This is a genomic window from Myxococcota bacterium (assembly GCA_035498015.1).
In the GTDB taxonomy this organism is placed as follows: Bacteria; Myxococcota_A; UBA9160; order SZUA-336; family SZUA-336; genus VGRW01.
Map to the genome: position 1 here is coordinate 17,296 of DATKAO010000239.1, position 12,270 is coordinate 29,565.

9 protein-coding genes are annotated in these 12,270 nt (G+C 71.2%); 5 read left to right on the forward strand and 4 right to left on the reverse strand.

Annotation, left to right across the window (positions count from 1 at the left end):
• Positions 1-8: 8 nt before the first annotated feature.
• From treZ to glgX, 3 genes are read right to left on the reverse strand one after another with little or no spacing between them, the layout of a single operon-like run.
• Positions 9-1,709 carry a malto-oligosyltrehalose trehalohydrolase gene (treZ, locus tag VMR86_21240; GenBank protein ID HTO09589.1) on the reverse strand — a complete coding sequence of 567 codons (1,701 nt, stop codon included), beginning with the start codon at positions 1,707-1,709 and terminating at the stop codon, positions 9-11.
• Positions 1,706-4,363: a malto-oligosyltrehalose synthase gene (gene treY, locus VMR86_21245; protein ID HTO09590.1), complete on the reverse strand. Its 2,658-nt coding sequence runs from the start codon at positions 4,361-4,363 to the stop codon at positions 1,706-1,708. Before treY ends, treZ begins: the two co-directional genes overlap by 4 nt.
• On the reverse strand, positions 4,360-6,483 hold the full coding sequence (gene glgX, locus VMR86_21250) for a glycogen debranching protein GlgX (protein HTO09591.1): 2,124 nt from the start codon (positions 6,481-6,483) through the stop codon (positions 4,360-4,362). Before glgX ends, treY begins: the two co-directional genes overlap by 4 nt.
• 88 nt (positions 6,484-6,571) lie before the next feature.
• Here glgX and VMR86_21255 point away from each other — a divergent pair, with 88 nt between their 5' ends.
• The 3 genes from VMR86_21255 (at position 6,572) to VMR86_21265 (ending at position 10,270) form a co-directional block, all read left to right on the forward strand.
• Positions 6,572-8,260, forward strand: coding sequence for an AI-2E family transporter (locus tag VMR86_21255; GenBank protein HTO09592.1), 1,689 nt, complete (start codon positions 6,572-6,574; stop codon positions 8,258-8,260).
• Between the two features lie 122 nt (positions 8,261-8,382).
• Positions 8,383-8,982, forward strand: coding sequence for a BON domain-containing protein (locus tag VMR86_21260; GenBank protein ID HTO09593.1), 600 nt, complete (start codon positions 8,383-8,385; stop codon positions 8,980-8,982).
• 223 nt (positions 8,983-9,205) lie between these two features.
• Positions 9,206-10,270 (forward strand): BON domain-containing protein, encoded by a 1,065-nt coding sequence (locus tag VMR86_21265; GenBank protein HTO09594.1) that lies wholly within the window; start codon positions 9,206-9,208, stop codon positions 10,268-10,270.
• A 103-nt stretch (positions 10,271-10,373) separates the two neighbouring features.
• Here the strand turns inward: VMR86_21265 and VMR86_21270 are convergent, their stop codons facing one another.
• The gene (locus tag VMR86_21270) at positions 10,374-10,919 is read right to left on the reverse strand and encodes a hypothetical protein (GenBank protein HTO09595.1); all 546 of its coding nucleotides are present in this window, start codon (positions 10,917-10,919) and stop codon (positions 10,374-10,376) included.
• Between the two features lie 91 nt (positions 10,920-11,010).
• Between VMR86_21270 and cysD the strand changes: the two genes are divergently transcribed.
• Both cysD and VMR86_21280 read left to right on the forward strand, forming a co-directional pair.
• Positions 11,011-11,913: a sulfate adenylyltransferase subunit CysD gene (gene cysD / locus VMR86_21275; GenBank protein HTO09596.1), complete on the forward strand. Its 903-nt coding sequence runs from the start codon at positions 11,011-11,013 to the stop codon at positions 11,911-11,913.
• Positions 11,914-11,915: 2 nt separating this feature from the next.
• The coding region (locus tag VMR86_21280) for a GTP-binding protein (GenBank protein HTO09597.1) at positions 11,916-12,270 on the forward strand (355 nt) is incomplete at its 3' end.

Sequence of the window (12,270 nt, forward strand, 5' to 3'; positions counted from 1 at the left end):
GTCGCTTTCTACAAAGGCCCGATCAGCGCGAAGCTGTCCGGCGCCAGCTCCAGGCCCGCGGCGGTCAGCCGATGACCGGCGCCGCACGCGATCAGGATGCGCGTTTGCGCGATTGAACCCACGGGCAGGGTCGCGGGCGCTGCCCCGATGTGCGCCGCGATCAGATACGGGCCCCGGCGCGCCACGAGCCACGATTCCTTCTCGCTGCAGAACACGTCGGATTCGAGCAGCGCACCCGCGCACAGCGCGCGCGTGCGCCGGCGCAGGGCGATCAGCTCGCGGTGCCAGGCCAACACGCGCTGGTGTTGCGGATCGTCGAGCTCGCTCCAGTCGAGCTTCGCGGCGAGAAACGTCTCGCGCGCGCACGGGTCGAGCGCGTCGGCGCGCGCGGCGCGCACGGCGTCACGCAGCGCGGCGTCTGCGTAGTCACAGAAGAACGGGAAGGGCGTGCGCGCGCCCCACTCCTCGCCCTGGAAGAGGAGCGGGATGAACGGGGCGGTGAGCGCGATCCCGGCCGCCACCAGCGTTCGCGCGGGCGAGAGACTCGCGGACAGGCGGTCGCCGCGCGGGCGGTTTCCGATCTGGTCGTGATTCTGGGCGAAGCCGACCAGCTGACTGCCGCGCGGACGCGGATCGGCGCGGCCGTGCCGGCGCTTGCGCCAGCCCGAGTATCTGCCCGCGTACACGAAGCCGCGCGCGAGCGCCTCGACCAGGTCCGTGCAGCCGCAGAAGTCGCGGTAGTAGCCCTCGTGCTCGCCCGTGAGGAACACGTGAAGGGCGTGGTGGAAGTCGTCGTTCCACATCGCGTCCAGCCCGTAGCCGCCGTCGCGCCGCGCGCTCACCAGCCGCGGATCGTTCGCATCGCTCTCGGCGATCAGGAACAGCGGCCGGCCTTCGGCGAGCGAGAGCCGCTCGACCTCGATGCGCAGCTCCTCGAGGAAGTGCAGCGGTGACTCGTCGTGGATCGCGTGCACCGCGTCGAGGCGCAGGCCGTCGCCGTGGTACTCGCGCAGCCAGACGAGCGCGCTGTCGATGAAGAAGCGGCGGACCTCGTCGGACTCGGGGCCGTCGAAGTTCAGGGCAGGCCCCCAGAGCGTGGCGTGTCGCTCGGAGAAGTACGGCCCGAGCCGCGCGAAGAAGCAGCCCTCGGGGCCCACGTGGTTGTGGACCACGTCGAACACCACCGCGAGCCCGCGCGAGTGACACGCCTGGACGAGCCGCCGCAGGTCGTCCGGCGAGCCGTAGGCGGGGTGCGGCGCGAACGGAGCCACGCCGTCGTAGCCCCAGCCGCGCTCGCCCGAGAACGCCGCCACGGGCATGAGCTCGAGGTGTGTGACTCCCAGGGAGACCAGGTGCTCGAGGCGGGTCTCGGCCGCGGCGAACGTGCCCTCGGGGGTGAAGGTGCCCACGTGCAGCTCGTAGAAGACCGCGCGCGGCAGGGCCTCGGCGCGGAAGCCGGCATCGCTCCAGGCAAAGGGCTCGAGCGGGAGCGTGCGCGAGGCGGCGAAGACGCCGTGCGGCTGCCAGCGGGAACGCGGGTCGGGCAGGGGCTCGGCTCCGTCGACCGAGAAGGCGTAGTCCAGCTCGCCCTCGAGCGGGAGCTCGCTGCGGAACCAGCCGCCGCTCGCGCGGCGCAGGCGCACGCGCCGTCCGCCTGCGACGAGCTCGACCCGCTGCGCGCGCGGTGCCCACAACTCGAAGCGTGTCATGTCCCGCAGACCTCCCGGCTCCACAGGCCGACGGGGAAACGGCGCAGCAGCTCCGCGACCCGCTGCGGCCCGCCGGCGAGACACTCGCCGGTGAGCACGTTGCGGTGCCGCCCGGGCGGGAGCTCGAGCGCGGTGTCTTGCCAGTCACCGGCGGCCCGCAGGCGCAGGCGCGGCACGGCGCAGACCAGGCCCTCGCGTGCGAAGGCGAGCAGGCTCGCCGCGTGCGCGCCCTGCGCGCGGAGCGGCCGGTAGGCGCTGCCCGGACCGAAGCGCTCGGGCCGCGCCGCGCGCTCGCGCAGCACGCGCTCGGCCAGGAACAGCTTGGCCAGGCCGTGCTCGGGCTCGGCCAGCGCCTGCTCGGGGCTGGCGTGACGGGCGACCGCGAGCAGGCGCCGGCGCAGCTCGAAGTCGATCGGCCGGCGGTTGTCGGGATCGACCAGCGACCCGTCCCACAGCTCGCAGCCCTGGTACAGGTCGGGTACGCCGGGGCTGGCGAGCTTCAGCAGCAAGAGGGCGAGTGAGTTCACGCGTCCGGGCGCGACCAGCGCCTCGGCGAAGCCCTCGATCTCGGCCAGGAGCTCGGCATCGCCGAACAGGCGTGTGACGAACCGGGAGAGCGCGGCCTCGTACTCTCGCGACGGCGCCTGCCAGGTGGTGTGCTCCTTCGCCTCGCGGGCGGCCTTCAAGAGGTAGCGGGTGAGTCGTTCGGGGCTGATGGGCCAGGCCCCGATCCAGGTCTGGTACAGGAGATACTCGAGCTTCGGGTCGGGTCCCGCGGGGCTGCGGTGGCGCTCTGCGCGCGCGAACCAGCCGCGGACCGCCGCGGCCCAGCGCTCCGGGATCTCGGACAGCAGCACGAGCCGCGCGCGCACGTCCTCGCTGCGCTTGGTGTCGTGAGTCGAGCTCGCGAGCAGGGTGTGCGGCCAGCGCGCCTGGATGCGTGCCGAGGCGGCATGGAGCTCGTCGGGTGACACGGCGAACGCGCCCGGGTCGCAGCCGACCTCGCACAGCGCCGCGAGCGGAAAGTGAGCGTAGCCGGCGGTGTCTTCGACGCCCTTGGCGGTGACTGCGGCGCAGAGCTGCTGGAAGCGCAGGGCGAGCTCGGTCTCGAGCGGCCCGCGAGCCTGGCGGCCGAGCACCGCTGCCAGGAGGTCGAAGACGCCCGGGTCGGTCGTGCCGGCGCGCTCGCGCGCGGCGCCGAGCGCCGTCGCGAGCGAGCGCGCGCTGGCGGGGTCGAGGACGTCGTCTCCGGCGCGCGCGTAGCCGCGGTAGTCGGGCCAGGCGATCGCGAGCTCGGTGAGTGCGCGCTCCAGGTCACCGCGCGTGAAGTCCCGGTGGGCGCGCTGGCTCTCGCACAGCTCGGCGCCGAGGTCGACCAGGCGCGTGAGGTCGGCCGACAGGAGGTCCTGCAGCACCCGGCGCTTGCCGTCGGCCACCGCCTCGGGCCAGCTGCGGCCATCGCCCGTGAGCTCCGCGTACAGCGCGCGCAGCGGCGCGGCGCCGGCGGGATCGACCAACACGCCCGTCGCGTGCCACAGGAAATCGTAGCCGGTCGTGCCCGCCACCGGCCACGAATCCGGCAGGGTCTCGCCGTGCGCGAGGATCTTCTCGACCACGCGCCAGGCCTCGGGCGCCGCCGCGGCCAGCCACTCGAGATAGCCGCGCGGGTCGCGCAGTCCGTCGACGTGGTCGACGCGCAGCCCTGCGATCTCGCCGGCGGCCACGCGCTCGAGCAGCGCCGCGTGCGTCTCGGCGAACACCGTCCGGTCCTCGACGCGCACGGCCACCAGGTCGGCCACGTCGAAGAAGCGCCGGTAGGAGAGCTCGCGCGCGGCGGTGCGCCAGTGGGCCAGCCGGTAGTTCTGGCGCTCGAGAAGCGAGTGGAGCAGCTCCGGATCGGAGTTCCAGCGCGCCACGCTGGCGTCGATCGCGCGCGCGGCGTCGGGCTCGTCGGCGCACAGGCGCACGAGCAGATCGCGCAGCACTTCCTTGTGCCGGTGGCGGCGGTCGAGCCGCTTGGGGTCGGCGTCGGTGGAGAGCGGGAGGACTCCGTGCGCGTGGGCGAGAAACTCGAGCAACGGCGACGACACGCGCTCCGAGGCGTCGCGCAGCAGCCCATCGACCGAGCGCGGCGCGATCGGCAGCACCTGGTCGCCGGCCTGCAGGGTGAATCCACCGCCTGCGCGCGCCAGGCGCAGCCGGCCCAGCGCGAGCTCGTCGCCGTAATGACTGGGCAGGATCGGCAGCAGGATGCGATGCGCGAGCCGGCGCTCGGCTCCGCGCCAGTCCACGTCGAAGAAGCGGGCCATGCGACTGGCCGGCCCGTTCTCGAGCACGTCCCACCACCAGCGGTTCTCGGGCGCGCGCGTGGCCATGTGGTTCGGCACGACGTCGACCAGGAGCCCGAGCTCGTGCTTGCCGCACGCCTGCACGAGCGAGCGCCAGCCGGCCTCGCCGCCGAGCTCCGCGCTGACCCGGCTCGGGTCGACCACGTCGTAGCCGTGCGCGCTGCCGGGCGCGGCCTGCAGCACGGGCGAGCAGTACACGTGACTCACGCCGAGGCCCGCGAGATACTCCACGAGTTGCGCCGCGGCCTCGAAGTCGAGCGCGCCGCCCAGCTGCAAGCGGTAGGCCGCGCGCGGCTCGCTGCTCACGGCTCCGCCCGCCGCAGCAGCACGCAGGCGTGCGGCGCGACCTCGAGCTTGGCGCCCGGGCCGAAGGCTTGTGACTCGGGCAGCAGCAGCTCACTGGTGTCGAGCTCGACCGTCCAGGCCCGGCCGAAGGACTCGGGCGGCAGCGTGAACGCGACCGGCTCCGGCCCGGGATTGAGCAGCCAGGTGAAGCTGGCGTCGCGCACGCGCTCGCCGCGCGCGTCCGGGTGGGGCAGGGCATCGCCGTTCAGGAACACTCCGAGCGCGGCGCTCGTGCCCGAGGTCCAGTCGGCTTCCTGCATGGGCGCGCCGTCCGGCCGAAGCCACGCGATCTCGGGCGCGGGGTCGGCGCTCGGCAGGTCGCCGAACCAGCCCCGCCGCCGGAACACCGGGTGACTGCGGCGCAGGTCGATGACACGGCGCGCGAACGCCAAGAGCTCGGCGTCCGCGCCCTGCCAGTCGAGCCACGTGCGCTCGTCGTCGATGCAGTAGGCGTTGTTGTTCCCGCCCTGTGTGCGGCCGAGCTCGTCGCCCCCGAGCAGGAGCGGCACGCCCTGCGAGAGCAGGAGCGTCGCGAGCAGATTGCGCTTCTGGCGCGCGCGCAGCGCGCGCAGCTCGGGATCGTCGCTCGGCCCCTCGACGCCGCAGTTCCACGAGCGGTTGTGCGACTCACCGTCGCGGTTCTCCTCGCCGTTGGCCTCGTTGTGCTTTGCGTCGTACGAGACCAGGTCCTCGAGCGTGAAGCCGTCGTGGGCGGTGACGAAGTTGATGCTCGCGTGCGGGCTGCGGCCGCTGGTGCCGTACAGGTCGGAGCTGCCCGTGATCCGGCCGGCGAACTCGCCCAGCGCGCCGCGCTCGCCGCGCCAGTAGTCGCGCACCGAGTCGCGGTACTTGCCGTTCCACTCCGACCAGAGCGGCGGGAAGTTCCCGATCTGGTAGCCGCCGTGGCCCACGTCCCAGGGCTCGGCGATCAGCTTCACGCGATTCACCGCCGGGTCCTGCTGGATCAGGTCGAAGAACACGGCCAGCCGGTCCACGTCGTGCAGCTCGCGGGCGAGCGTCGCGGCGAGGTCGAAGCGGAAGCCGTCCACGTGCATCTCGAGGACCCAGTAGCGGAGTGAGTCCATGATGAGCTGCAGCACCTGCGGGTTGCGCATGTTCAGGCTGTTGCCGGTGCCCGTGTAGTCCATGTAGTGGCGCGGGTCGCCGTCGACCAGCCGGTAGTAACCCGCGTTGTCGAAGCCCTTGAGCGAGAGCATCGGGCCGCGGTGGTTGCCTTCCGCGGTGTGGTTGTAGACGACGTCGAGGATCACCTCGATGCCCGCCGCGTGCAGCGTCTTCACCAGGTGCTTGAACTCCTGCACGACCTGGTGCGGCCGCTCCGCAGCCGCGTACGCCGCGTGGGGCGCATGAAAGCAGACGGTGTTGTAGCCCCAGTAATTCACCAGGCCGCGCTCGAGCAGGTGCGCGTCGTGCGCGAAGGCGTGGATCGGCATCAGCTCGACGGCCGTGACTCCGAGCGCGACCAGGTGCGCAATGACTGCCGGATGCGCAAGTCCTGCGTAGGTGCCGCGCAGCTCGGGCGGCACGTCGGGATGGCGCATGCTGAAGCCGCGCACGTGCAGCTCGTACAGCACGGTCTCGTGCCAGGGCGTGCGCGGCGGCCGGTCGTCGCCCCAATCGAACAGCGTGCTCACCACCACCGACTTGGGGAGTGACTGCGCGCTGTCTTCCAGGTTGGGTGGACCGTTCGGGTCGCCGCCGAGGTCATACGGGAACAGCGCCTGACCCCAACGCAGCTCGCCGTCGAGCGCGCGCGCGTAGGGATCGATCAAGAGCTTCGCCGGATTGCAGCGCAAGCCGCGCGCGGGATCCCACGGACCGTGCACGCGGTAGCCGTAGCGCTGACCCGGCTCGACTCCCGGCAGATAGCCATGCCAGCATGCGCCGCTGCGCTCGGGCAGGAACACGCGCGTCTCCTGACCCGTCTTGTCGAACAGACACAGCTCGACGGCCTCGGCGACGTCACTCGCCGCCGAGAAGCACGTGCCCAGACCGTCGAACGTGGCGCCCAACGGCAGCGGTTGACCCGGCCAGACCTTCACCATGTCCCCGGCGCGCATGCTCGAGCACGATGCGTGCCAGCGGCGGCGGACCGGCGCGTTCCGTATGCGCGACTCGTCTGCGAAATTTCTACAAGCCTCCGCGGGCATGAGCCGTGCACCGCCCGTGGCCATGACGAGGGTGGATGCGCGGCCCGAGCTCCCCACGATTGCGACCCTCGCAATCGTGGCGGTGGTGTTGTATTTCGCGCGCGAGTTCCTGATCCCGCTCGCGCTCGCTGCGCTGCTCGGTTTTCTGCTGACTCCGCCCGTGCGCAGGCTCGAGCGCGCGGGCCTGCCGCGCTTGGCGGGCGTGCTCCTGCTCACGCTCGCGATCGTCTCGGGCGCGGCGCTCGCCGCCTGGTTCATCACGCGCGAGCTCGGCGATCTCGCCGCGAGTCTCCCCGACTTCCGGGCCACGCTCGCGGAGAAGCTGCGCACGCTGCGCGGGCCGATGCGCTCGCTCGCCGACGCGCTGGGCTGGATCGACCAGCTGGGCAAGGAGATCGATCCCGCGGCCGGCCGCGCGCAAACGCCGCGCGTGGAGGTCGTCCAGCCCTCGACCGGCATCGGGCTTTTGAGCCGCTACGGCGCGACCTTGCTGGGGCCGCTCGGCACCGCGGGCATCGTGGCGGTGCTCGCGATCTTCCTCCTGCTCCAGGACGATCTTCCCCGGCGCATCGTGACCTGGCTGTCCTTGCGCGACTCGCGGCTGTCGCCGCGCGCGGTCGACGAGGCGGGAGCGCTGGTGAGTCGCTTCCTCGGCCGGCAGGCGGCCGTGTGTCTCCTGCAGGGCGTCGCGGTCTGGCTGGGACTCACTTGCATCGGCGTGCCGGGCGCGTTCGTGTTCGGCTTCATCTCGGCGCTGTTCCGCTCGATCCCGTACTTCGGGCCCGCGACCGCGGCCGCGCTGCCGATCGTCTTCTGCGCGGCGGCGTTCCACGGCTTCGACAAGATGCTGTGGACCGCTGGCTTCTTCGTGTGCTGGGAGCTGTTCACGAACAACGTGCTCGACCCCCAGGTGCTCGGGCGCGGTGCGGGACTCACGCCGCTCGGGGTCGTGCTCTCGGCCACGTTCTGGGCCTGGCTGTGGGGTGCGCCGGGCCTGTTCCTGGCGATTCCGCTCACCGCCTGTCTCACCGTGGTGGGCCGCTACGTGCCGCAGCTCGCGTTCATGCCGGCGCTCTTGTCACACGACCCGGTCGCGCCGCCTTCCGCGCAGCTCCGCCAGCGCCTCGCGGCGCGCGACGACGAGGAGGCCGCCACACTCTTGCGTCACGCGGCGAAAGAGGGCGACCTGGTGCAGCTCTCCGACTCGCTCGTGCTGCCGATGCTCGTGCAACTCGCGCGCGAACGCGACGCCGGCCGGGCCACGCGCGGCGACGTGATCCGCTCGCTGCGGCGCCTGCGCGAGCTGCTCGCGGAGCTCGTGACCGGCATGCCAGTCACTGCGCCCAAGCTCGGAGCGCGGCCCGTGCGCGTCGAGGAGCTGCGCAAGGGCGCCCTCGACCGGTTCGCGCGCGACTGGATCGCGACCGTGCTCGAGCGCAGCGGGTTCCGCATGCTCGAGGCCGGAGACGCGGCCGCGGACGCGCTGCTCGTGCTGGCGAGCGTGGGAGCACACGCACAGAGCGACGCGCAGGCGCGTGTGTCCGGCCGCCACGCCGTGGTGCTCGCCGCGGCGCTCGATGTGCGCGCGCTCACCACCGCCGCCGGGACGCCGATCGTGCCCTCGTGCACCGGGCTGGTAGCGGCGCTCACACCGGCGCCGATCGCCCGCGCGGAAGCGGCGGGCTGACCTTTCTGCAAAGGAGTGCGCGCGGGCCGCTCCCGTCGCGCGCCCGACGCCGCCCCGCGGGGCACGTGGCTTGCTCCACTCGGAGCCACTCAGAGGGACCCACCCCGAGGAGGGCCAGAGCGATGGGCTACGAAGAACGACGCGGCCACGGGTTCGAGCGCTGGGAACGCAATCAGCCCAGTCGGAGCGATCGATTCCTGCAGCGGCGCGAGCCGCGCGAGCGGCCGTTCGGCGACGAGAACTTCGGCCAGGAGCGCGAAGATTGGCGCGAGCCGCAGGACATCCAGGCGCGCGAGCGCTTCGACTACGAGCGCGGTCCGCAGTGGGGTCGCCAGGAACGTCACGGCCAGGGTCACGCCTGGGGGCAGCGTGACTGGAGCGGGAGTCAGCGCGAGTGGGGCGGGCCCGAGCGCGATCGGCGCGGCCGCTTCACCGGCGTGGGCCCGAAGGGCTATCGCCGCTCCGACGAGCGGATCCGCGAGGACGCCTGCCAGGCGCTCTGCGATCACCCCGACCTCGACGCGACCGACATCGAGGTGCTGGTGAAGAACGGCGAGGTCACTCTGCAGGGCACGGTCTCCGACCGGCACGCCAAGCGCCTCGCGGAAGAGGCGCTCGAGGACCTGCCAGGCGTGCAGGACGTGCGAAACGAACTCCGCATGAACGGAGCGCGCACGGCGACTCACTCCGCGCAGGGGCGCTCGCCGAGCGAACGTTCGTGAGCGCGGCGCCCGAGGAGATGGAGCACAGCGTTCCCTACGACGCGGTGGACGAAGCCTCGGCCGCGTCCATCCCGGCGAGCGATCCGCCCGGGCGGGGAGTCACTCGCGTGGGAGAGCCGCGCCGGCCTGCGGATCCCGTTCCCGCCAGCGGCACCCCGCCGACTGGCACGGCACTTGCTCCACTGTTCCCCAGCGTCGTCACGACGCAACAGGAGAAACCCGGATGACTTCGAAGACGATGGCGCTGTTCCGCATCGGCCTCGGCGTTCTGGCGCTCGCGCTGTTCGCGGCGGGCCCGAGCCGCGCGGCCATGGAGCGGCCCGACGCTTGGATCACGACCAAAGTGAAGATCTCTCTACTCACAACCGAGAACGTGCCCTCGAACGCGATCAACGTGGACACGGTGGACGGGCGAGTCACCTTGCACGGGATCGTGTCGACCGACGCCGAGAAGGCGAAGGCCGAAGAGGTCGCGCGCAAGATCGAAGGCGTGCGCACCGTGAACAATCTGCTGCAGGTGGTGCCTTCGAGCCGCAAAGAGGCCGTGAAAGTCGCAGACGCCGATCTGCAGAAACACGTAGAGACGGTGCTCTCCCGCGACGCGGCGCTCTCCGACTCGAGCATCAAGGTCGCGTCGGTGCACGACGGCGTGGTGCTGCTCTCGGGCGACGCCAAGACCTTGTCGGCCCACCGCCGCGCGCTGGCCGATGCCCGCGCGGTGCCAGGCGTGAAGAACGTCTCGAGCGAGATCCAGAGTCCCGACAAGGTCGGCGACGAAGAGCTCTCGACCTCCGGCGCGGATAAGGGCAGCTCGATGAAGTCGGCCGCCTACGACGCGTGGATCACCGCGGCCGCCAAGACGCGCCTGCTCGCCACCTCCGACGTGCCGGCGCTCGACATCAACGTCGACACCGACCACGAGGTCGTGACGTTGTTCGGCTCGGTGCCCAGCGAGACTTCGAAGAAGCTCGCCGAGAACGAGGTCAAGAAGGTCGACGGCGTGAAGGCCGTGAAGAACGAGCTCCAGGTCGTGCCGCAGTCGATGGCCAAGGCCGTCCAGGAGACCGACGACAGTCTGCAGAAATCGATCGACGATCAGCTCGAGTCCCGCAGCGAGCTCAAGGACGCGAGCATCGACGTCGAGGTATCGAAAGGCGTCGCGCGCCTGACCGGCTCGGTCGCGAGCCAGTCGGACCGCCTGCTCGCACTCGCCACCGCGCGAGGCGTGCCGGGCGTGCGCTCCGTGATCGACGAGCTCAAGGTGACCCCACCGGTGAGCTCTCGATGAGAGGCGGTGCCACTCACCGGTTCATTCTCAGCTAGCAAGCACAACAAAACCGCAATCCCCCCCAAGGCCGGGACCGCCGTGAGGCGTTCCCGGCCTTCCCATTTCAGGGGCTGAGGGAGTCGGAGGCGGAGCGGCGCGAGTCAGTGACTCGCAGCTTGTCGGCGATCTCGGCCGCGATCGCGGTCACGCGCGCGGCGGCCTGCTCGGGGCTCTGTTCGAGCGCGATCCCGTGGATCTCCACCACCAGCCGCCCGCGGCGCACGCTCATCTCGGTCTCGAAGTCCTGGAAGCCGTAGCCGTCGTGCAGGCTGCCGCGCTCGCGCCAGAAGGGCGCCACGCAGGCCTCGCCCCCGGGATTGGCCGGGCGCCGCACCAGGTTCTCGCCGCAGTGTCTGGTGTACTCGCGGCAGGCCGATTCCAGCTGGGCCCGCGCCTGGGCCTCGGTCTCGAACACGCGCAGCGTGGTGGCGTTCAGGAAGGGGCCGCCGGCAGCCCCATCGACCAGCCCGTAGCGCGTCGGGTGAAACGTGGAGACGAAGTTGGGCATCGGCTGGATCGGGCGATAGCCCGGAAGGCGCGTCGCGATCGGGCTCGCGATCTCGAGCGGCGCGTCGAGCAGGGGCGTCGGGTCGGCATAGACCAGCGCCACGCTCGGACCGAAGTAGCCACATGCGACACACGCGGCAGCGGCCAAAGCGAGCGCGGCACAGGCGGCCCGGTGTCGATAGAATCCCCGCGCCGTGACGATCCTGACCAATCTCGAGGCCCTGGAAGCCGAGGCGATCTTCATCATCCGCGAGGTCGTCGCGGAGTTCCGCAATCCGGTCATGCTCTACTCGATCGGCAAGGACTCCGGAGTTCTCGCGCACCTGGCGCGCAAGGCCTTCTACCCGGGCAAGCCGCCGTTCCCGCTCCTGCACGTGGACACGACCTGGAAGTTCCGGGCGATGTACGAGTTCCGGGAGCGCTTCGCGCGCGAGAACGGCTTCGAGTTACTGACCTGGACCAACCCCGACGGGAAGGCCAGGAACGTGAACCCGTTCGACTACGGGTCGAGCGTGTACACCAACATCATGAAGACGCAGGCGCTGCTGCAGGCGCTCGAGAAGTACGGCTTCGACGCGGCCTTCGGCGGCGCCCGGCGCGACGAGGAGAAGTCGCGCGCCAAGGAGCGTGTGTACTCGTTTCGCGACCGCAATCACCAGTGGGACCCCAAGAACCAGCGGCCCGAGCTGTGGAACCTGTACAACGCGCGCGTGCACAAGGGTGAGTCGATCCGCGTGTTCCCGCTCTCGAACTGGACCGAGCTCGACACCTGGCTGTACATCCACCGCGAGGGCATCCCCGTGGTGCCGCTGTATTTCGCCGAAGAGCGGCCGATCGTGGAGCGCGACGGCAACCTGATCATGGTCGACGACGAGCGCTTCCGGCTGCGCCCCGGCGAGCAGCCGCGCATGCGCAAGGTCCGCTTCCGCACGCTGGGCTGCTACCCGCTGTCGGGCGCGATCGAGTCCGACGCCTCGGACCTGCCGTCGGTGATCCGCGAGATGCTGCTGGCGCGGGTCTCGGAGCGCCAGGGCCGGGTGATCGACTACGACGAAGAAGCCTCGATGGAGAAGAAGAAGCGCGAGGGGTACTTCTAGCCATGCTGGAAGAGCTCGAGCTGCGCGACGTCGAGGCGTATCTCGACCGCCACGAACGCAAGGAGCTGCTGCGCTTCCTGACCTGCGGCTCGGTCGACGACGGCAAGAGCACGCTGATCGGCCGGCTCCTGCACGACTCGAAGCTGATCTACGAGGACCAGCTCGCGGCGGTGGCGCGTGACTCGCGCAAGGAGGGCACGACCGGGGGCGAGATCGACCTGGCGCTCCTGCTCGACGGGCTCAAGGCCGAGCGCGAGCAGGGCATCACGATCGACGTCGCCTACCGCTACTTCTCGACCGAGAAGCGCAAGTTCATCATCGCCGACTGCCCGGGTCACGAGCAGTACACGCGCAACA